The 20,025-nt window shown below is 64.7% G+C and carries 17 protein-coding genes; 7 read left to right on the top strand and 10 right to left on the bottom strand.

What is annotated here, in order from left to right; all coding sequences use genetic code 11:
• Positions 1–922, bottom strand: a 922-nt coding sequence (locus tag B3E94_RS01835) for a UvrD-helicase domain-containing protein (RefSeq protein ID WP_286912111.1), incomplete at its 3' end; no start/stop codon positions are given.
• Positions 923–1,217: 295 nt separating this feature from the next.
• On the opposite strand from B3E94_RS01835, the gene B3E94_RS01830 reads away from it, so the two are divergent.
• Entirely contained in the window at positions 1,218–2,885 is a 1,668-nt protein-coding gene (locus B3E94_RS01830) for a putative bifunctional diguanylate cyclase/phosphodiesterase (RefSeq protein WP_286912109.1), read from the top strand.
• A gap of 77 nt (positions 2,886–2,962) precedes the next feature.
• Here B3E94_RS01830 and B3E94_RS01825 read toward each other — a convergent pair whose 3' ends face one another.
• Complete coding sequence (locus B3E94_RS01825; RefSeq protein WP_286912108.1) at positions 2,963–4,351, bottom strand: NorM family multidrug efflux MATE transporter; 1,389 nt, start codon at positions 4,349–4,351, stop codon at positions 2,963–2,965.
• Positions 4,352–4,506: 155 nt separating this feature from the next.
• Between B3E94_RS01825 and B3E94_RS01820 the strand changes: the two genes are divergently transcribed.
• Positions 4,507–5,433, top strand: coding sequence for a LysR substrate-binding domain-containing protein (locus tag B3E94_RS01820; protein WP_176511353.1), 927 nt, complete (start codon positions 4,507–4,509; stop codon positions 5,431–5,433).
• 132 nt (positions 5,434–5,565) lie between these two features.
• Here the strand turns inward: B3E94_RS01820 and hglS are convergent, their stop codons facing one another.
• Together hglS and B3E94_RS01810 are read right to left on the bottom strand one after the other, a co-directional pair.
• Positions 5,566–6,960: a 2-oxoadipate dioxygenase/decarboxylase HglS gene (gene hglS, locus B3E94_RS01815; RefSeq protein ID WP_286912107.1), complete on the bottom strand. Its 1,395-nt coding sequence runs from the start codon at positions 6,958–6,960 to the stop codon at positions 5,566–5,568.
• 189 nt (positions 6,961–7,149) lie between these two features.
• Positions 7,150–8,040 carry a LysR family transcriptional regulator gene (locus tag B3E94_RS01810; RefSeq protein WP_286912106.1) on the bottom strand — a complete coding sequence of 297 codons (891 nt, stop codon included), beginning with the start codon at positions 8,038–8,040 and terminating at the stop codon, positions 7,150–7,152.
• A gap of 136 nt (positions 8,041–8,176) precedes the next feature.
• Between B3E94_RS01810 and B3E94_RS01805 the strand changes: the two genes are divergently transcribed.
• Together B3E94_RS01805 and B3E94_RS01800 are read left to right on the top strand one after the other, a co-directional pair.
• A complete protein-coding gene (locus B3E94_RS01805) occupies positions 8,177–9,667 on the top strand; it encodes an aldehyde dehydrogenase family protein (RefSeq protein WP_176511356.1) in 1,491 nt (496 codons plus the stop codon).
• A gap of 147 nt (positions 9,668–9,814) precedes the next feature.
• Positions 9,815–11,101 carry an NAD(P)/FAD-dependent oxidoreductase gene (locus tag B3E94_RS01800; RefSeq protein WP_286912104.1) on the top strand — a complete coding sequence of 429 codons (1,287 nt, stop codon included), beginning with the start codon at positions 9,815–9,817 and terminating at the stop codon, positions 11,099–11,101.
• Positions 11,102–11,189: 88 nt separating this feature from the next.
• Here the strand turns inward: B3E94_RS01800 and B3E94_RS01795 are convergent, their stop codons facing one another.
• The 5 genes from B3E94_RS01795 to B3E94_RS01775 form a co-directional block, all read right to left on the bottom strand.
• Positions 11,190–12,620, bottom strand: a complete 1,431-nt coding sequence (locus tag B3E94_RS01795; protein ID WP_286912103.1) for a mechanosensitive ion channel family protein — start codon at positions 12,618–12,620, stop codon at positions 11,190–11,192.
• A gap of 132 nt (positions 12,621–12,752) precedes the next feature.
• Positions 12,753–13,253, bottom strand: a complete 501-nt coding sequence (locus tag B3E94_RS01790; protein ID WP_236236889.1) for an outer membrane beta-barrel protein — start codon at positions 13,251–13,253, stop codon at positions 12,753–12,755.
• A gap of 40 nt (positions 13,254–13,293) precedes the next feature.
• Positions 13,294–13,977 (bottom strand): DUF3313 domain-containing protein, encoded by a 684-nt coding sequence (locus B3E94_RS01785; RefSeq protein ID WP_176511360.1) that lies wholly within the window; start codon positions 13,975–13,977, stop codon positions 13,294–13,296.
• Between the two features lie 114 nt (positions 13,978–14,091).
• Complete coding sequence (locus tag B3E94_RS01780) at positions 14,092–14,568, bottom strand: hypothetical protein (RefSeq protein ID WP_236236891.1); 477 nt, start codon at positions 14,566–14,568, stop codon at positions 14,092–14,094.
• On the bottom strand, positions 14,561–15,352 hold the full coding sequence (locus tag B3E94_RS01775) for a winged helix-turn-helix domain-containing protein (protein WP_286912102.1): 792 nt from the start codon (positions 15,350–15,352) through the stop codon (positions 14,561–14,563). Before B3E94_RS01775 ends, B3E94_RS01780 begins: the two co-directional genes overlap by 8 nt.
• Before the next feature lie 346 nt (positions 15,353–15,698).
• On the opposite strand from B3E94_RS01775, the gene ycaC reads away from it, so the two are divergent.
• The 3 genes from ycaC to B3E94_RS01760 all read left to right on the top strand — a co-directional run bounded on the left by ycaC (position 15,699) and on the right by B3E94_RS01760 (position 18,893).
• Positions 15,699–16,328, top strand: a complete 630-nt coding sequence (ycaC, locus tag B3E94_RS01770) for an isochorismate family cysteine hydrolase YcaC (protein WP_286912100.1) — start codon at positions 15,699–15,701, stop codon at positions 16,326–16,328.
• An 81-nt stretch (positions 16,329–16,409) separates the two neighbouring features.
• Entirely contained in the window at positions 16,410–16,976 is a 567-nt protein-coding gene (locus tag B3E94_RS01765) for an antibiotic biosynthesis monooxygenase (protein WP_176511363.1), read from the top strand.
• 75 nt (positions 16,977–17,051) lie between these two features.
• A complete protein-coding gene (locus B3E94_RS01760; protein WP_286912099.1) occupies positions 17,052–18,893 on the top strand; it encodes an amidohydrolase in 1,842 nt (613 codons plus the stop codon).
• Positions 18,894–19,013: 120 nt separating this feature from the next.
• Here the strand turns inward: B3E94_RS01760 and B3E94_RS01755 are convergent, their stop codons facing one another.
• Complete coding sequence (locus tag B3E94_RS01755; RefSeq protein ID WP_176511365.1) at positions 19,014–19,925, bottom strand: LysR substrate-binding domain-containing protein; 912 nt, start codon at positions 19,923–19,925, stop codon at positions 19,014–19,016.
• Between the last annotated feature and the right edge of the window lie 100 nt (positions 19,926–20,025).

Here is a 20,025-nt window from a genome sequence, read left to right as displayed (position 1 = left end):
CGCCCATCTCGCTCCACAGCTGTTTCTCGAACGCGTGCGGGTTGTTGGCGATCAATACGTTGGCGCAGCGCAGGATGCGGCTGGTGGAGCGGTAGTTCTGCTCGAGCATGACGATCTTCAGGGAGGGGTAGTCCTCCTTGAGCAGCATGAGGTTTTCCGGGCGGGCGCCACGCCAGGCGTAGATCGACTGGTCGTCGTCGCCCACCACGGTGAACTGGTTGCGCATGCCGATCAGCATCTTCACCAGCAGGTACTGGCTGGCGTTGGTGTCCTGGTATTCGTCCACCAGCAGGTAGCGCACGCGGTTCTGCCAGCGCTCGAGCACCTCGGGGTGCTCCTGGAACAGCTTGACCGGCTGCAGGATCAGGTCGTCGAAGTCCACCGCGTTGAACGCCTTGAGCGTGCGCTGGTAGTGGGTGTAGACGATGGCGGCGGTCTGCTCGCGCGGGTTGCGGGCTTTTTCCAGGGCTTCGGCGGGGAGGATCAGGTCGTTCTTCCAGGCACCGATCATGTTCTTGATCTCGTCGATGCCGTCGTCGCCGGAATATTCCTTCTGCATGATGTCCGACAGCAGCGCCTTGATGTCGGACTCGTCGAAGATCGAGAAGCCCGGCTTGTAGCCCAGCTTGTCGTGCTCCTTGCGGATGATGTTCAGGCCCAGGTTGTGGAAGGTGCACACCGTGAGGCCCCGGCCTTCCCCTGGGCGCAGCAGGGTGCCGACCCGCTCCTTCATCTCGCGCGCGGCCTTGTTGGTGAAGGTCATCGCCACGATGTACTGGGCACGGATGCCGCAGTTCTGGATGAGGTGGGCAATCTTGCGCGTGATCACGCTGGTCTTGCCGGAGCCTGCACCGGCGAGCACCAAAAGAGGGCCGCCGACGTAGTCACGGGCTTCCTGTTGCCTGGGATTGAGTCGGGACATGCTAGAAACCGGGGGTCGCCAGAAAATAGCCGCGCATTCTAACAGGCATGGGGCGGTTGTGGCGCGACCGTCTGACGTCTGAGTCAACGTTTTATCGACGCATAGCATTAGCCAGACTAATGCTATTCATGGAAAAAATCGGATTTGCCGGTTTCGCGACTTTCGCGCAGGATGCACGTCAAAATGCGTCGGTACGCTGTGGGCAGGGATATGTCTAAAAGTGAAAATCATTTTCATTTATGCAGTAGCATAGCCGACCTCCCCCGTGTCACCGTTCAAGCCCTAAGGAGCCCGCTTGTCCACGCCTGTCGAACCTCTGCGTTTGCTGTTGTTGGCTGATGAGCCGGAATGGGCTGCCTTGCTGCGCGAGTGCCTGTTGCCGCTGGGCGACACGGCGGTATTGCTGACCGCACCGAACTGGGCCGCGGTCGATAGCCTGTTCAGCCACGACCGCCAGGCGGTGATCCTGGCGACCCCGGCCCTGCAGCCGGCGCCGGGGCGTTGCGACTTGCCGACCATCCTTTTGCTCGACCATGAGCCAGCGCTGCCGCCGACCGGCGTCAGCGACTGGCTGGTGCTTGGCCAGCTCAACGCCGACGCCCTGCGCCGCTGCCTGCGCCACGTGCGCGAGCGCGGCGTGCTGGTGGCCACCTTGCAGCGCCTGGCCGAGCAGGACCCCCTCACCGGTATCGCCAACCGCCAGGGCTTCCAGGCCTTGCTCACCGCGCGCCTGGCCGAGAACGAAGGCCGTGGCGTTGCCCTTGGCCACCTGGACCTGGACAACTTCCGCCACGTCAATGACGCCCTCGGCCACCAGGGCGGCGACCGCCTGATCCTGCAGGTGGTGTCGCGGCTCAAGCTGCAACTGGAAGCGGGCGACCAGCTGGCGCGCCTGGGCAGTGACGAGTTCGCCTTGCTGATCGATACCCGCCGCGATGCCAACCGCGCCGAGTGGATCGCCGAACGCATCGTCGAGGCCCTGGCCGAGCCGTACTGGATCGATGGCGAAAGCCTGTTGCTCGGCTGCAGCCTGGGCATCGCCCATGCCCGCGCCCAGGGCGGCGCCGACCCGCTGATGTGGCACGCGCACATCGCCATGCGCCAGGCCAAGAGCAGCCAGGGCTGCAACTTCCATGTGTTCAACGAGCGGATCAACCGCAACGCCCGCAGCCTGGCAGACTTGGAAAGCGAACTGCGCCGGGCCTTGCGCCGCGACGAGCTGGAGCTGCACTACCAGCCGCGGCTGAACCTCGCCGATGGGCGCATCGTCGGCCTGGAGGCGCTGGTGCGCTGGCGCCATGCCGAGCGCGGGCTGCTGCCGCCGAGCGAATTCGTGCCGCTGGCCGAACAGAGCGGGCTGATCGTGCCGCTGGGCTACTGGGTCATCTCGCGCGCCCTGCGCGACATGCAGGCCCTGCGCGAAAGCGGGCTGGAGCCCCTGCACATGGCGGTGAACCTGAGCTTCCGCCAGTTCCAGGACAGCCAGCTGCTGGCCACCTTGAGCCGGCTGATCATCGAGCACGGCGTCGATGCCCGCTGGCTGGAGTTCGAGCTGACCGAAACCGCGGTGATGCGCCGCAACGAGCTGGTGCGTCAGACCATGGACGCCTTGGGGCGCCTGGGCGTGCGCTTCTCGCTGGATGACTTTGGCACCGGCTTCTCTTCGTTCGTGCACCTGAACAGCCTGCCGATCACCCTGCTCAAGGTGGACCGCAGCTTCGTCGCCGAAATGGAAATGCGCGAAGAAAACCGCAAGCTGGTACACGCCATGATCAACCTGGCGCACAACCTCAACCTCGAGGTGGTGGCCGAAGGTGTCGAGAGTGAGGAACAGATGGCCTTGCTGCGCGGCTTTGGCTGCGATCAGGTGCAGGGCTTTCTGGTCAGCAAGCCGCTGCCGGTCGGGGAGTTGGTGGAATACCTGCAGCAGGTGGCAGGGCCCAAGCTCGCAAGCGTCCTTTAGGGCCTCTGCTCCCACAGAAAAGGACAACACTGTCCCTGTCTGTGGGAGCGGGCTTGCCCCGCGAAGAGGCCGCCAAGTCAGGCCGAAACAGCCGCCTCATCCGTCACCTTGGCCTTGCCCAGCATCCGCTTCATCCGCCATTCAAAGCCCAGGGTCAGCGCCACCGAAGCACACGCCAGCCCCAGTGCCAGCCCCCACCAGACCCCCACAGCACCGCCGCCCAGGGTAAAGGTGAACAGCCAGGCACTCGGCGCCCCGACCAACCAATAGCAGCACAGGCCGATCAGGAAGGTGGTCTTGGCATCCTTCAGCCCACGGATCGAGCCCATGGCAATGGTCTGCACGCCATCGAACAGCTCGAACCACGCCGCCACCATCAGCAGCTGCACCGCCAGCTGGAAGATCGCCGCGAACGCCGGGTCGTGGCGGTCGATGAACAGCCCCACCAGCGCCTCCGGCAGCAGCCAGAACAGCGCAGCAAAGCCGAACATGATGCTCGCGCCAAAGCCGATCCCGACCCGCCCGGCACTGCGCGCCGCCAGCAAGTTGCCGGCACCGAAGTACAGGCCCACGCGCATGGTCACCGCATACGAAAGGCCGGTCGGCACCATGAACGCGGTGGAGACGATCTGCAGGGCGATTTGGTGGGCGCCCAGTTCGGTGCTGCCGAGCACCCCCATGCACAGGGCGGCGAAGGCGAACAGGCCGACTTCCACCATGTAGGTGCCGCCAATCGGCAGGCCCAGGCGCCACAGCTCGCGCAACGCCGGCAGGGAAGGGCGCGACAGGCCCTTGCGCAGCGGGTAGGCGTCGTAGGCCGGGTGCCAGCGGATGTACAGCGCCAGGGCGATGGCCATGCCCATCGACACCACCGCAGTGACCATGCCGATGCCCATCAGCCCGAGCTTGGGCAGGCCGAACATGCCCTCGATCAGCGCGTGGTTGAACAGGTAGTTGAGCACCGTGCCGACCAGGCTGATGACCATCACCGGGGTCGAGCGGCCCAGGGCGCTGGTGAAGCCGCGCAGGGCCATGAACGTCAGGTAGCCGGGCAGCGCCAGCGGCAGCAACGTGAGGAACTGGGCAGCGGATTCGACGTTTTCCGGCTGCTGGCCGAACAGCAGCAACAGCGGTTTGAGGTTCCACAGCACCAGCGCGGCCAGCACCGCCAGGCCCCAGGCCAGCCACAGGCCGTTCTGTGCCAGGCGGGTGGCGCCCTCGATGTCGTTGGCGCCCTTGCGGATGGCCACCAGCGTGCCGACCGCGGCGATCACCCCGAGGCAGAAGATCGACACGAACGAATAGCCCGCCGCGCCCAGGCCGCCGCCGGCCAGGGCCTGCGGGCTGATGCGGGCCATCATCAGGGTGTCGGTGAGCACCATCAGCATGTGCGCCAACTGCGAGGCGATCAGCGGCCCGGCCAGGCGCAGCAAAGCCTTGAGTTCTGTGGTGGGCGCGACGTGCATGGGGGTGTCCTTGTGACTGACTCGGTGAGCGAGGGTGGATTCTGAAGCTTTGGTCAGCTTTGTACAAAAGGATAATAGCGATGGTTGGCATGAGTTGGACTCATGCATATATGATTCCGGCTTTTCCCATCTTGCCCCCGAATACCAGGTACCCCATGTCCCGTCAGCTCCCTCCGCTGTATGCGCTGCGCGCATTCGAAGCGGCCGCCCGGCTGAGCTCGTTCACCCGTGCCGGTGAAGCGTTGTCGATTACCCAGAGCGCGGTCAGCCGGCACATCCGCACCCTCGAGGACCACTTCGCCTGCCGCCTGTTCGTGCGCAGCGGCCGCAGCCTGCAGCTGACCGAGGCCGCCCGGGTGCTGCTGCCCGGTGTGCGCGAAGGCTTCGCAGCGCTGGAGCGCGCCTGCGATACCTTGCGCGGTGAAGATGACATCCTGCGCATGAAGGCCCCCTCGACCTTGACCATGCGCTGGCTGCTGGCGCGGTTGAGCCATTTCCGCCACTTGCAGCCGGGCAACGAGGTGCAACTGACCAGCGCCTGGATGGACGTCGACCACGTCGACTTCAACCAGGAGCCGTTCGACTGTGCGGTGCTGCTCAGCGATGGCGTATTTCCGCCGGAGTGGGAGGTGCGCCCGCTGTTTGCCGAGCTGCTGATCCCGGTGGGCGCCCCGGACCTGCTCGAGGACGGCCCGCTGGACGTGCGCCGGCTGGCCGGCATCGAGCTGCTGCACCCCACGCCCGACAAGCGCGACTGGCGGGAATGGCTGGAGCGCATGGGCCTGGCCGACAAGGTGTCGCTCAAGGGCGGGCAGGTGTTCGACACCCTGGAGCTGGGCATGATCGCTGCGGCCCGTGGCTACGGGATCTCCATGGGCGACCTGCTGATGGTGGCCGAGGATGTGGCGCAAGGGCGCCTGAGCCTGCCTTGGCCGACCGCGGTGCCCAGCGGCATGGACTATTACCTGGTGTGGCCGCGCACAAGGCCGGGGGGCGAGCGCTTGCGGCGCTTGAGTGCGTTCTTGCAGGAAGAGGCGGCGGCGATGAACCTGCCGGATGTGCAGATCCTGCCGGCCCTTTGATTGCCTGAACGGGCCCTATCGCCGGCAAGCCGGCTCCCACAGGTGCGGCGAAAAAATCAAGAACTGTGGTGACCCTGTGGGAGCGGGCTTGCCCGCGAATGGGGCGCAAAGCGCCCCCCGCGATCCTGAGCCTTACACCAACTGCAGGTTCAACGCCTGGGCACAAGCCTGCAGCGACCGCTGCTCGCTCTGCGCATACAGCGCCAGCTCATCCTGCACCTGCAGCCCCAATGCCGCCTCGAACGCCTCGCGGTTGGCATTGCTGCCGTATTCGGCCTGGGCCTCGTCACCCAGGTTGGACTGGAAGATGCCCGCCGCACTCACCGGCAGGAAGTCTTCATACACCAGCGCCTCGAAGTGCACATGGCCTGCCTCGATCAAGCCCGCCAGGGTGGTCGGGCGGCCTTGCTGGTCACGCGCCGCCAGGCCCTTTTCAGTGGCGAAGTAGCGGAAGTAGGCCAGGCCCTGCTCGCGCATCTGCGCCAGGTCATCCGGGAATGGCGCAAAGTGCTGCTGCAGCAGCGCCATGTAGCGCTCGGCATTGGCCTCGGCAGGTACGCCACCCAAGGCTGCGCGGGTGGCATCGAGCAGGCGGTCATACAGCTGGCGCCCTTTGGGCGTGAGTGCCGCGCCACGCTGCTCGATCTCGCCGAAGCGCGCGGTGTGGCTGCCTTCGCTGCCTTGCTGGTCGATGAACGCGACCTTTTCCTGCAGCGCCTTGAAGCTGGTCTGGCGCAACAGGATCGGGTGCCGGCGGGTGGGCGGGCCTTCGACCACGGCCTTGGGCGGGATGCCCTTGGCCGGCATGCCGCGCTGGATCGCATCGATGTCCAGGGTGCGCGGGGTCAGGTGGTTGATGTGCGGGCCTTTGAACGCCACCACGTCGGCAATCAGGCGGTGCTGATCGTGCAGTTGCTGGTACTGCTCGGCAGTGACGGTGGCGTCCTGGTGCCAGCGGAAGGTGTGCAGCGCCTCTTGTACGAAAGCCGCGGCATCCGTGGCGTTCAAGCCGCCGTCACGCTCGTGCTGGGCAATCAGGTCGAGGGCGCGCGGGGTGAAGATCTTGCGCTTGGCCAGGATGCTCTGCGCCAGTTCGCGCAGTTGCGGGTTGTCGATCAGTTCCAGGCGCAGCAGCGAGGTGAACACGCGGAACGGGCTGACATGCAGCGACTGCTCATGCACCGCGCGAAAAGCGGTGGAATGCACCGGTACGCCGGCGGAGCTCAAGTCGTAATAGCCGACCGGCTGCATGCCCATGACCGCGAACAGCCGGGCGATGGTGGCCAGCTCTGCGGCGGTGCCGACGCGGATGGCGCCGTGGCGCTCCTGGTCCAGGCGCTCGATTTCGCCGGTCCAGCGCAGGGCCTCGGCCACGGCGGGCTGCTGGGCCATGACCTGCTGGTTGATTTCGCTCACCAGCTCCAGCAGCGTGCCGTACAGCGGCACTTCCTGTTTGTACATGAGCGACATGGCGGCAGAGAACTGCGCGCGGATGCTGTCGGGGCTGACGAAATCGTGGGCGGGCATCGCTAGCTTCCTGGTTGGGTTCGGACGTTTACATGAAAGCTGGGAATGCACTATGGCCACAAGCGAAAAAAAGTGGCTGTGTCATTCCTTTTTTGATCGACCTTCAGGGCCTCTTCGCGGGACAAGCCCGCTCCCACAGTTAAAGCAGAGGAGCACTTGTGGGAGCGGGCTGGCCCCGCGAAGAGGCCATCACGCCTGAAGCTGTTCCCGAATCCACCCCACCAGCGCCCGCACCTTGGGCACTTCAGCCGCATGCTCGGCATACGCCAGGTAATGCGCCCCGGCACTGTTCATCGCATGGTTCCAGGGAACGACCAGGCTCCCCTCGCTCAACTCCTTGGCCACCAGGTACCGCGGCACCAGCGCTACCCCGCATCCTGCCTGCGCCGCACTCAGCGCCATGTAGAACGTATCGAAGCGCGGCCCGTGGTAGGCGCTGACACTGTGCAACCCCAGCTCCAGGAACCACTCGTGCCAGGCCTCGGGCCGCGATGTGCTCTGCAGCAGCACCAGCTCGGCGAGCTCCCCGGCATCCTGCAGTTCACGCCCGCCCAGCAACTCCGGCGCGCACACCGGCACCACTTGCTCGCGGAACAGCTCGATGCAGGTAGCCCCCGGCCAGGTGCCCTGCCCATAGAAGAACACCACGTCCGCCGAGCCTTGCAGCAAGGCGAACGGCTCCATCTCGTTGCGGATGTCCAGGTGGATGTTCGAGTGGCGCTTGCCAAAACCCTTGAGGTGCGGGATCAGCCAGCGCACGCCAAAACTCGGTTGAGTGGCTACCTTCAATATCTCGGTCTGCTCGCCGTAGGTCAGTACGTAGCGGCTGGACATGTCCACCTGGGTGAGGATCTTGTTGACCTCGGCCAGGTACAGGCTGCCCGCCGGGGTCAGCTGCAGGCGCCGGCGGATACGCAGGAACAGGTGGTGGCGCAGCATGTCTTCGAGCTGCGCCACCTGCTTGCTGACGGCGCTCTGGGTCAGGTGCAGCTCTTCGGCGGCACGGGTAAAACTCAGGTGACGGGCCGCAGCTTCGAAGCACTGCAGGGCGGTCATGGAGGGCACCAGGCGTTTGGACATAGCGGTCTCAGTGGCTCAAATCATTACCTGACGGAATGATATGCGGAATAAAGGTCGTTTGTTGCACCGGTGCGATCGGATTAATACTGATCCACATCATTTTTCCACCCCATCACCCGATGTAGGAGAAGCACAAATGGTTGCTGGATTGCTCGAGCGCCTTGGCGTTGCCGCCGCGGAATACACCCAGGGCGACTACCCTGTTCACACGCCGATCGACGGCAGCCAGATCGCCTCGGTGAAACTGCTCGGCAAAGCCGAGACCACCGCCCGCATCGATCAGGCCCACAGCGCCTTCGAAGCCTGGCGCAGCGTGCCGGCCCCGCGCCGTGGCGAGCTGGTGCGCCTGTTCGGCGAAGTGCTGCGCGCACACAAGGCCGAGCTCGGCGAGCTGGTGTCGATCGAAGCCGGCAAGATCACCCAGGAAGGCCTGGGCGAAGTGCAGGAAATGATCGACATCTGCGACTTCGCCGTCGGCCTGTCGCGCCAGCTGTACGGTCTGACCATCGCCTCCGAGCGCCCTGGCCACCACATGCGTGAAAGCTGGCACCCGCTGGGCGTGGTCGGCGTGATCAGCGCCTTCAACTTCCCGGTGGCAGTGTGGGCCTGGAACACCACCCTGGCGCTGGTGGCCGGTAACGCCGTGGTCTGGAAACCGTCGGAAAAGACCCCGCTGACCGCCCTGGCCTGCCAGGCGCTGTTCGAAAAAGCCCTGAAAGCCTTCGGCGACGCCCCGGCTGGCCTGGCGCAACTGGTGATCGGCGGGCGTGAAGCCGGCGAAGCCCTGGTCGACGACCCGCGTGTGCCGCTGGTCAGCGCCACCGGCAGCACCCGCATGGGCCGTGAAGTCGGCCCACGCGTGGCCGCCCGCTTCGGCCGCAGCATCCTCGAACTGGGCGGCAACAACGCCATGATCCTGGCCCCGAGCGCCGACCTGGACCTGGCCGTGCGCGGCATCCTGTTCTCCGCCGTGGGCACCGCAGGCCAGCGTTGCACCACCCTGCGCCGGCTGATCGTGCACCGTTCGATCAAGGACGAAGTGGTTGCCCGGGTCAAAGCCGCCTACGCCAAGGTGCGCATCGGTGACCCACGCAAGGACAACCTGGTCGGCCCGCTGATCGACAAGCAGTCGTTCGACGCCATGCAAGGTGCCCTGGCCAAGGCCCGCGACGAGGGCGGCCAGGTATTCGGTGGCGAGCGCCAGCTGGCCGACCAGTACCCCAATGCCTACTACGTGTCGCCGGCGATTGCCGAGATGCCGGGGCAAAGCGACGTGGTGCGCCATGAAACCTTCGCACCGATCCTCTACGTGCTGGCCTACGACGACTTCGAAGAAGCGCTGCGCCTGAACAACGAAGTGCCGCAAGGCCTGTCGTCGTGCATCTTCACCACCGACCTGCGTGAGGCGGAGCGCTTCCAGAGCGCCTCGGGCAGCGACTGCGGCATTGCCAACGTCAACATCGGCACCAGCGGTGCCGAGATCGGCGGGGCGTTTGGTGGCGAGAAGGAAACCGGCGGTGGTCGCGAGTCGGGTTCCGATGCCTGGAAGGGCTACATGCGTCGCCAGACCAACACCGTGAACTACTCGCGCGAGCTGCCGCTGGCGCAGGGTATCGTGTTCGACTGATGCTGCATGGCCGGGGGCGCTGCCCCCGGTTCGCCGGCAAGCCGGCTCCCACAGTGATCGCGCCGAGCATGCGATCCTTGTGGGAGCCGGCTTGCCGGCGATGGGCTGCACGCCAGCCCCAACAAGAACAATATGCTGGAGCCGGCCATGTCCGAATTGCGTCAACAATGCTTGTGGGAACACGTCAGCCAACCGACCGTCGCCGCCCAGGCCCTGGCCGGTGAGCACAAGGCCGATGTGTGCGTGATCGGTGGCGGCATCACCGGCCTGTCGGCGGCCATCCACCTGCTCGAACAGGGCAAGTCGGTGATCCTGCTGGAGGCCTGGAAGATCGGCCACGGCGGCTCCGGACGCAACGTCGGCCTGGTCAATGCCGGCACCTGGATCCGCCCCGACGACGTCGAGGCGACCCTGGGCCAGAAGCAGGGCAGCCGCCTGAACAAGGTGCTGGGCGACGCCCCGGGCGAGGTGTTCGCCATGATCGAGCGCCTGGGCATCGACTGCCAGGCCCAGCACAAAGGCACCCTGCACATGGCGCACAACGCCACCGGCATCGCCGACCTCGAAGCCCGCCACGAACAATGGCGCCGCCGTGGGGCTGATGTGGAGCTGCTGACCGGCGCCCAGTGCCAGGAATACTGCGGCACCGACAAGATTTCTGCCGCGCTGCTCGACCGCCGCGCCGGCACCATCAACCCCATGGGCTACACCCAGGGCCTGGCGGCGGCCGTGGCGCGCCTGGGCGGCAAGCTGTTCCAGCAGTCGTCGGTCGAAGGCCTGGAGCGTGAGGGCGACGCCTGGCGGGTGAAGACCGCACGCGGCTCGGTACGCGCTGACAAGGTGGTGATCTCCACCGGCGCCTACACCGAAGGCGACTGGAGCAACCTGCAGAAGCAGTTCTTCCGTGGCTACTACTACCAGGTGGCGTCCAAGCCCCTGCACGGCGCAGCCGCCGACAAGGTGCTGCCGCACGGCCAGGGCTCGTGGGACACCCGCACGGTGCTCAGCAGCATCCGTCGCGATGACCAGGGCCGCCTGCTGCTCGGCAGCCTCGGCCGGGTCGACAACAAGCCGGCGTGGTTCGTGCGCAGCTGGGCCGATCGCATCCAGAGCCATTACTACCCGCAGCTGGGCAAGGTCGAGTGGGAGATGCACTGGACCGGTTGCATCGATTTCACCCCCGACCACCTGATGCGCCTGTTCGAACCGGCGCCGGGGCTGGTGGCGGTGACCGGCTACAACGGCCGCGGCAATACCACCGGCACGGTGATTGGCCGGGCCTTTGCCGAGTTCCTGCTCAAGGGGGAGGCGGGCAGCCTGCCGATTCCGTTCTCGCCGATGACCGGGGTCAGTGCGCCTTCGTTGCGCACGGCGTTCTATGAGTCCGGGTTCTCGCTGTATCACGCCGGGCAATGCTTGAGAGTTGTGTTGTAGGCGCAGGCCCCATCGCCGGCAAGCCGGCTGCCACAGGGATGGGTGGTGAACCATTGTGGGAGCCGGCTTGCCGGCGATGGGGCCAGTGCTATTTGTGCAACCAGCTCAGGAAGCCACCTTTCTTGATGACCGCCGGCTTCTGCTCCAGCAGTGACTGGCTCGATTGCTGCCGGGTTCGCTGCAGCCTGGTCAACGCCGTCTTCACCTCCTGGCGCTCCTCCAGGCAACTGCGCACCTGCTCCTTGTCGATGCGAAACAGCAGGCAACTGGTCAGGCTGCGAAACTCGGCATTGGACTGCTCAGCATCGAGCAAACCCTCGACGCCCAGCACCTCGCCGGGGCCCATGCGCCCGGCCTCGATCAGTTTGTCGCCGTCGCGGATGGCCGCCGAAACCACGCCGGTGCCGATCACCAGCAGGTAGTCCGACGTGTCGCCCACGCCCAGGATCACCTGGTCTGCCAGGTACTCCACCGAGGTCATGCGCTGGCTCAGGCTGTCCTTCTCGTCGCTGCTCAACGCTCGGAAGATCCGCACATCCTCGAGCAGCGCGCGTTGCCGGTTCCAGGCGCGTGCCGGCTGGGTGTCGGCATTCCAGATCACGCCGCTGGCCTCCAGGTGGCGGTGGGCGAGGTCGAACATGTGGTTACGCACTTCGAGCTTCTGGCCCATGCTGGCCACGAAACCGCTGGCCTCGTACTCCACCGACTCAAGGCTGGCGCTTTTGATCGCCACCTTGGGCGGCGGGTTGCTCAACAGCGCGCGGGTGCCCTGCAGGGTCTTTTCCAGGGCATCGATGACGCGCCGTGGCCGCACGCTGGCGGGCACCACCATGCTGATCGATACCCCGTGCACATCATTGGGCTGGCTGAAATTGAGCAGCTTGGCCTTGGCCGCCACCGAGTTGGGGATCACCGCCAGGCTGCCATTGCCGGTGAGCAGGCGGGTCGCGCGCCAGTCGATGTCGATGACCTTGCCCTCGGTGCCATCGATGCTGATCGAGTCGCCGATCTGATAGGGGCGGGTGGTGTTCAGCACGATGCCCGAGAATACATCGCTGAGGGTGCTCTGCAATGCCAGGCCAATGACGATCGCCATCACCCCGGAGGTGGCCAGCAGGCCTTTGACCGGCAGGTTGAGCACGTAGGCGGCGGCCGCCACGATGGCGACCAGGAAGGTCACCGCCCCCAACACATCCTGCAGCAGCCGGCCGGTGTGGCTGCTGCGGGCCACCAGCAGCACGCCGGTGACCACCGTCACCACGCGCGCGGCGAACAGCCACCAGGCGATGCCCAGCACCGTGGCCAGCAGGTTGCGCGCCACATCCTCTGCCCAGGGCGCCGGTTGCAATGGGCTGACGCCGGCACTGATCAGCACCCCGGTGAACAGCAGGAACAGGCCCACCCGCAGGCCGATGCGCAGCGCCCGCCGGCCAGCCGCGATCAGGTGCCAGAGCAGCATGTCGAGCGCGATCAGCACGAAGCCGATCAGCAAGGGGTAGTGCTGGATGAGTGCGAGCATGCGGGTCTCGTCGCAGAGGGCTGTTGCTAGTAAAGAGCAGGTTGGCTGCAATTACTACTGGCCAGGCGCGCGACGCGCAGCGGTTGCACGGGGAGGGTGCGGCTCGCTGCACGCGCAGGAGCCGCAGGGGCATCAGAACATGAAGTAGACGCTGGCGCTGGTCTGGTCCAGGTCGATGTCGCCGACCTTCAGCACTTCCTGTTCCAGGCGCACGCCCAGGTTGCGCAGCACGTCCACCTCGACACCCAGGCCGTAGGTCATGTCCAGGTCGTTGCTGTCGCCGGCGATGTCGTGGTCGGCGTCCCAGGCATGCACGCCGAGGCTGCCGAACAGGCGCACCCGCTGCCCGATCGGCATGCCCAGGTGAGCAGTGGCCTGCACCGAGTGGCCATCGAAGTTGCCGTGGTCGCCATCGAAATGCCCCAGGTCGACCCAGGCACCTTCGAACGCCAGGTAAGGGTTCACGCGGTAGCCGACGAAGGCCTTGTAGGCGGTGTCGTCGTCGCTGATCTGGTGCTCGTCGATTTCAACGCGGGTCAGGCCACCGCCGACATAAAGGCCGCGGTCATCGGCCAAGGCGTTGAAGGTGCTGAGCATGAACAGGGCAGCAGCAAGCGGTTTTGCGAATTTCATCAGTCATCCAAGGGCTTGAGTAGGGAGGAGGATGGCCAGGTCAGGCCGGTTTGCTCGGCTGGAACTCCCGGTCCAGGCGTTCCCGAATCTGCTGGGCGGCGCTATCCAGGGCGGGATAGAAGTCCTCGACCACCGGGGTCTTGGACTGGCCGATGTTCTTGCCGCTCACGCGGTCCAGGGCGCGGGCGAGCATTTCGCCGGTCTGGCTGTCGCTGACTTCACTTTTCAGGAACAGGTACAGGGTTTCATCGCGGACCCCGGTGGCATGCAGGGAAAGGCCGACCAGCATGCCGATGGGGATGTATTCGGTGACATTGGGGTCACGCGGGGCACGTTCGATATCGGCAATCGAAACGTTGAGCGACAGGGACTTTGCCGTGGGCTTGTCGACCAGGCGGTAGCCTGCGTCGGTCAGCTGTTTTTCCAGCTGGCCTCGGAAGCGCTGGCGCAGCTTTTCGGCGTCGCCGTCGAACTTGGCAACGCGCGGGTCGCGGCTGTCGAGCGAGAAGGTTTTTGGCAGGTTGATGAACACGACCTTCTCATGCTGGGCAGAGAGCGGCGCAGCAGAGCGCTTCCAGGCCAGTGTCTTGTCATCGTGCTCGATGACCTGCAGATCCGTGTTGGCTTGTTCCTTGGGCGTGACTTCGGTGTCGATGCTGGGCGCCATCGAACAACCGAACAAGGTGAGCGTGCATAGAAAAATCGAAAGTTGCTTGAGCGGCATAGTGACTCCTGTTGACCTCACATCGAGGCGGCAAACCTCGGCGCAATCTGCGCGTTGGCTGAGGAAAACAGGAATCAAAAATCGTCATTTGTACCCACCGCTTGCCACAGGTCATCAGTCGTTCATGCAGCGCAGCCGGTCCAGTTCGAGGATGTAGTAGCACAGCGCGTTGCCGCGGCTGGGCAGCACTGCCAGGTTGAGCATCGAGCCCAGGCGGAAGTACTGGCGGGAGAACAGCAGTTCGGAATGGCGGCTGACGTTGAACAACTGCTGCTCGCTGCTGGCCTGGATGTCTTCGACCTTGAGCTTGATTCGCCAGCGCGAGGTTTGCACCACGGACGCGCCCACGGCGATATGCCGTTCCTTGTCCCCCAGGCGCTCGAGCAGGCTGATCACCGCACTGGGTTCGCTGATGGTCAGGCGCTCCTTGAAGTCCAGTGTGTCGTCGCCCATGAAGTGATGGCCTTCAGAGCGATAGGGCTGGCTGTTTTCGTAGGGCACGGACCAGGCGAAGCACAGCGCAGCCAGGCAGGCCGCGAAAACCGCCGCGATGATCAGTGCATGCCGCCATGGCGCAGCGTCGTTATTCATCTTTAACCCCCAGGCACTGGTTGATCATGCTGATGAGCCGCTCCTCGCGATAGGAAAATTCCAGGTTGTAGGCGTCCCCGGATTTTTGAATGCAGGAAAGATTGGTGCGCGAGCCGGTACGGCTGATAAACAGTTCGCCTAATAGCGGCTGGGTAGTAATACCCGAACTCAAGATATCGGCCTTGAGTGCGTCGACATCCTGTTTGCTTTTGCCGACGGCGGTGATTGAGAGTTCACCTTCGGTCAGAATGGTTATCACATGCAGATCATGGGTGGGCTTGTAACCGCTATACAGTTGCCACAGGGTAAACAGCGCAAACAGTGCCACTGCCAGATAACCCAGGCGCAGCGGCTTGCTCAGGCGCTGCCTTCGAGCCGGTGGGGGTGTGCTCGCAGGGCCCTGGGCAGGCGCTGGCTCGCAGGCCGGCTCGGCGGCAGCGTCGTCTGGGCACAGCAGATGATCGCTGTTGAAGCGATAGCCACGGCGCGGCACGGTGACCAGCAGGTCGTGGTCCTTGCTGTCGCCAAGGATGTTGCGCAGGGTGAAGATGGACTGGTTGAGGCTGCCGGCCGAGACCACCCGATCATCCCAGGCGAAGGCCATGATGGCCTCGCGCGAGCAGATTTCCCCGGGCTCGAGCAGCAGCAGTTCGAGTATTCGAGCGTCTGCGCGGGCCAGGGTTATTTCTTCTGGCGGGGTGTGTAGAGGTTTTATCGATAGCGTGTATTGATCAGGATCAAACTCCACAAGGGCGCTATTTTTTAATCGAAAATAGTGGCTCATGTATCACATCGCGCGTTGTGAAAATTGCCGGCCATTATAGGGGCGATAATTAACGGTGCAAGTCGACAGGGTGCACTTGTGACGGAAGGTTTAGGTGAATAAGCTATAGATGGTTAATTATTTCAATGTGGAAACAAAGTTGCGGAAGTTAAATATTTAACTTCCCTTGATGGTGTTGGGGCCCAGGCGGCTGTCTTTGAAAAGGGGTGCGAGGCATCGTTCACAAAATAGAACGCTAAGGCCAATTTTCGCAGTCTACCGCTGCAAAGGTGATGATTTTAATGTGTGTCCATCAACGCGAAACACCCAACACACACACTGAATCACCACCTCAAGGAGCACCGCCATGACCTCGTTCAAATACAACCGCCTGAACAAAGATGACGCCGCCGTGCTGCTGGTCGACCACCAGGCCGGCCTGCTGTCGCTGGTTCGCGACATCGAGCCGGACGCGTTCAAGAACAACGTGCTGGCCCTGGCCGACCTGGCCAAATTCTTCAACCTGCCGACCATCCTTACCACCAGCTTCGAGCAAGGCCCCAACGGCCCGCTGATGCCCGAGCTCAAAGCGCTGTTCCCGGATGCCCCGTACATCGCTCGCCCAGGCCAGATCAATGCCTGGGACAACGAAGACTTCGTCAAGGCCGTGAAGGCCACCGGCAAGAAGCAGCTGATCATCGCCGGTGTCGTGACCGAGGTGTGCGTGGCGTTCCCGGCGCTGGCCGCGCTGGAAGAAGCGTTCGAAGTGTTCGTGGTCGCCGATGCCTCCGGCACCTTCAACGCCATGACCCGCGATGCGGCCCACAACCGCATGACCCAGGCCGGTGCGCAGATGATGACCTGGTTCGGCGTCGCCTGTGAGCTGCACCGCGACTGGCGCAACGACATCGAAGGCCTGGCCGCGCTGTGCTCCAACCACATCCCGGACTACCGCAACCTGATCACCAGCTACAACGCCTTCAACGCCGGCAAGTAAGCGGCCCTGCCGGGCACCCGCAACGGTGCCCGGCACGCGCGGTAGATCCCGCCAACCCCTCGCTCATCCCAAGGAACGCCGATGAACACTTCAGGCCAAGACAACCGCAACGTGGTGACGCTGGTGATCCAGCACAAAGTCCGCGCCCCGGCGCTGGCGAGCTATGAAGCCTGGCTCAAGCGCACCGTCAGCACCGCGCGGCAACAGCCGGGGCACCTGGACGTCAACGTGATCCGCCCGGATGGCGATGGGCTGCACTTCACCACCGTGGTGCGCTTCGCCGATGCCAGCCTGCTGCAGGCCTGGCTCAACTCGGCCGAGCGCCAGGCGCTGGTCAGCGAAGTGCTGCCGCTGCTCGAAGGCGGCGACAACCCCCAGGTGCATGAAGACCCGGAGTTCTGGTTCACCCCGCCGAGCACCCGGGCCCCGCAGCCACCGCGCTGGAAGCAGGCGCTGCTGACCTACCTGGTGATCTGCCCGATGACCCTGATCGTGCCGCAACTGCTGGCGCCGCTGTTCGCGCGCTTCCCGCAGCTGGGCTGGGGGATCCTCGGCAACCTGATCGTCAACCTGTTCATCATTCTGCCCGTGGTGTTCTACATCATGCCCTGGGTCACCCGCCGCTGCGCCAACTGGCTGCGCGGCTGAGCCAGCCAGCACCAGCGCTGGCGGTTGCTAGGCTTGAACAACCCCAACCATCCTGCATCGCTCCAAGGAGGTTCCATGATTGCCGACCTGATCCTGTTCAATGGCAAACTGCACACGGTGGACCGTGAGCAGCCCACCGCCAGCGCTGTCGCCATCAAGGATGGCCGCTTCATTGCCGTGGGCGCCGACGCCGTGGCCATGGCCCACAAGGGCGCTGGCACGCAGGTCATCGACCTCAAGCAGCGCACGGTGATCCCGGGCCTGAACGACTCGCACCTGCACCTGATCCGCGGCGGCCTGAACTACAACCTGGAGCTGCGCTGGGAAGGCGTGCCCTCGGTGGCCGATGCCATGCGCATGCTCAAGGACCAGGCGGCGCGCACGCCCTCCCCGCAATGGGTGCGTGTGGTGGGTGGCTGGAACGAATTCCAGTTCGCCGAAAAACGCATGCCGACCCTGGAAGAAATCAACCAGGCCGCCCCCGATACCCCGGTGTTCCTGCTGCACCTGTACGACCGCGCGCTGCTCAACCGCGCCGCGCTCAAGGCGGTGGGCTACGACAAGGCCACGCCCAACCCGCCGGGCGGGGAAATCCAGCGTGACAAGTTCGGCAACCCGACCGGCATGCTCATCGCCCGGCCCAACGCGGCGATTCTCTACGCCACGCTGGCCAAGGGGCCGAAGCTGCCGCTGGAGTACCAGGTCAACTCCACCCGCCAGTTCATGCGCGAGCTCAACCGCCTGGGCCTGACCAGCGCCATCGATGCCGGCGGCGGTTACCAGAACTTCCCCGATGACTACCAGGTGATCCAGGAATTGGCCGACAACGGCCAGCTGACCGTGCGCATCGCCTACAACCTGTTCACGCAAAAACCCAAGGAAGAGCTGGACGATTTCCGCAAGTGGACCTCCAGCGTCAAGCTGCACAGCGGCACCGACTTCCTGCGCCACAACGGCGCCGGTGAAATGCTGGTGTTCTCCGCCGCCGACTTCGAGGACTTCCTCGAACCGCGCCCGGACCTGCCGCAAACCATGGAAGAAGAACTGGAACCGGTGGTCCGCCACCTGGTCGAGCAGCGCTGGCCGTTCCGCCTGCACGCCACCTACAACGAATCGATCTCGCGCATGCTCGACGTGTTCGAGAAGGTCAACCGCGACATCCCGTTCAATGGCCTGCCGTGGTTCTTCGACCACGCCGAAACCATCACCCCGCAGAACATCGAACGTGTGCGGGCGCTGGGCGGCGGCATCGCCATCCAGGACCGCATGGCATTCCAGGGTGAGTACTTCGTCGATCGCTATGGCGCCAAGGCCGCCGAGCACACCCCGCCGATCAAGCGCATGCTCGAGATGGGCGTGCCGGTTGGCGCCGGTACCGACGCCACGCGGGTTTCCAGCTACAACCCATGGACGTCGCTGTACTGGATGGTCAGCGGCAAGACCGTCGGTGGCATGGAGCTGTATCCGGAGGGCCTGGGCCGTGACACCGCGCTGCAGCTGTTCACCCAGGGCAGTGCGTGGTTCTCCAGCGAGCAGGGCAAGAAAGGCCAGCTCAAGGTTGGCCAGCTGGCGGACCTGGCGGCGCTGTCGCTGGACTTCTTCAGTGTCGAGGAAGAGGCGATCAAGGGCATCGAGTCGGTGCTGACCATCGTCGATGGCAAGGTGGTGTATGGCGCCGCCGAATTCGACAAGCTTGGCCCGGCGCCGATGCCGGTGCTGCCGGAGTGGTCGCCGGTGGCCAAGGTGCCGGGGCACTGGCGTGCGGGTGCGCCGTCACTGGCGGCGGCCGTGCACCAGTGCAGCGGGCCTTGCGGGGTGCATGCGCACAGCCATGACAAGGCGCGGCAGTCGAGTGTGCCGGTGAATGACTTCCAGGGGTTCTGGGGGGCGCTGGGGTGTTCGTGCTTCGCGTTTTGAAGTGAGTTGATCCTGCTGGCCCCATCGCTGGCAAGCCAGCTCCCACAGGTAATGCACTGTCCCTGAGTGCAGCGCTGTACCTGTGGGAGCTGGCTTGCCAGCGATGGGGCCATGGTGCATTCACGCCATGTCGCTGACAGCGAACTCCTCGGCCAGGTGATCGATCAGTGCGCGCACCGACGGCAGCAACCCGCGCCGCGATGGGAAGATCGCATGCACGATGCCGCAGCGCGGATGCCACTGCGGCAACAACTCCACCAGCCTGCCTTCTGCCAGGTCCTCGCGCACCGCCACGCGCGGCAAGTGCGCAATGCCAACCCCGGCCACCACGAAATGGCGCAGCGCGAACAGGTCATCGGTGACCATGCGCGGTGTATGCGGGATGACGATGCTGCTGCCGCTTCCCTCGCCCTGGAACAACTCCCACTGGTATTCACGCTGGGCGCTGCCCCAATGCACGCTGGGCAAGGTGCCGAGCAGTTGCGGGTCGAAGCCTGCCGGCAGCTGCTCGAGGTACTGCGGGTGGCCCACCAGGCACTGGGTGCTGTTGCTCAGCACCTTCATCACCATGTCGGTGTTCTCCAGCGGCGGGAAGCGCACCCGCAGCGCCAGGTCGAAGCCCTCGTGCAGCAGGTCGACCCGGCGGTTGGTGCTCTCGATGAACAGTTCCACCTGCGGGTACTTGAGCATGTAGCGGGTCAGCATCGGCCCGACCCAGGCATTGAGCAGGGTGGTGGGGCAACTGATGCGCACCAGGCCGCGGGGTTCGCTGCGGTTGCGCTCGATGATCTCCGCCGCGCCCTCGGCTTCCACGCGCATGGCCAGGCAGCGGTTGTAGTAGGCCTGACCGATCTCGGTCAGCGAGCAGTGCCGGCTGGTGCGGTGCAGCAGGCGCACGCCGAGGCGCTCCTCGAGGTCGGCGATGCGCCGGCTGAGCTTGGACTTCGGCATGTCCAGCGCCCGCCCGGCGGGGGCGAAGCCGCCATGTTCGACGACTTGGGTGAAATAGTAGAGGGAGTTCAAATCTTCCACTGATCGTTCTCCGGACGGAACGCGAAAGGCAATTTTCGCAGTCTACCGCAGCAAAGGTGGTGATTTTAGTCTTTGCTCGAGGTAGCCAATCCACGGATTC

It is taken from the genome of Pseudomonas sp. UBA6315, assembly GCF_002438125.1.
GTDB lineage: Bacteria > Pseudomonadota > Gammaproteobacteria > Pseudomonadales > Pseudomonadaceae > Aquipseudomonas > Aquipseudomonas faucium.
The sequence above is the reverse complement of the archived record's forward strand: the minus strand, read 5'-3'. Positions and strand labels throughout refer to the sequence as shown.

Excerpts from the sequence above, each read along its gene's own strand:
- B3E94_RS01825 (WP_286912108.1), bottom strand. The coding sequence starts at position 4,351 with ATGCACGTCGCGCCCACCACAGAACTCAAGGCTTTGCTGCGCCTGGCC.
- B3E94_RS01820 (WP_176511353.1), top strand. The coding sequence starts at position 4,507 with ATGTCCCGTCAGCTCCCTCCGCTGTATGCGCTGCGCGCATTCGAAGCG.
- hglS (WP_286912107.1), bottom strand. The coding sequence starts at position 6,960 with ATGCCCGCCCACGATTTCGTCAGCCCCGACAGCATCCGCGCGCAGTTC.
- B3E94_RS01810 (WP_286912106.1), bottom strand. The coding sequence starts at position 8,040 with ATGTCCAAACGCCTGGTGCCCTCCATGACCGCCCTGCAGTGCTTCGAA.
- B3E94_RS01805 (WP_176511356.1), top strand. The coding sequence starts at position 8,177 with ATGGTTGCTGGATTGCTCGAGCGCCTTGGCGTTGCCGCCGCGGAATAC.
- B3E94_RS01800 (WP_286912104.1), top strand. The coding sequence starts at position 9,815 with ATGTCCGAATTGCGTCAACAATGCTTGTGGGAACACGTCAGCCAACCG.
- B3E94_RS01795 (WP_286912103.1), bottom strand. The coding sequence starts at position 12,620 with ATGCTCGCACTCATCCAGCACTACCCCTTGCTGATCGGCTTCGTGCTG.
- B3E94_RS01790 (WP_236236889.1), bottom strand. The coding sequence starts at position 13,253 with ATGAAATTCGCAAAACCGCTTGCTGCTGCCCTGTTCATGCTCAGCACC.
- B3E94_RS01785 (WP_176511360.1), bottom strand. The coding sequence starts at position 13,977 with ATGCCGCTCAAGCAACTTTCGATTTTTCTATGCACGCTCACCTTGTTC.
- B3E94_RS01780 (WP_236236891.1), bottom strand. The coding sequence starts at position 14,568 with ATGAATAACGACGCTGCGCCATGGCGGCATGCACTGATCATCGCGGCG.
- B3E94_RS01775 (WP_286912102.1), bottom strand. The coding sequence starts at position 15,352 with ATGAGCCACTATTTTCGATTAAAAAATAGCGCCCTTGTGGAGTTTGAT.
- ycaC (WP_286912100.1), top strand. The coding sequence starts at position 15,699 with ATGACCTCGTTCAAATACAACCGCCTGAACAAAGATGACGCCGCCGTG.
- B3E94_RS01765 (WP_176511363.1), top strand. The coding sequence starts at position 16,410 with ATGAACACTTCAGGCCAAGACAACCGCAACGTGGTGACGCTGGTGATC.
- B3E94_RS01760 (WP_286912099.1), top strand. The coding sequence starts at position 17,052 with ATGATTGCCGACCTGATCCTGTTCAATGGCAAACTGCACACGGTGGAC.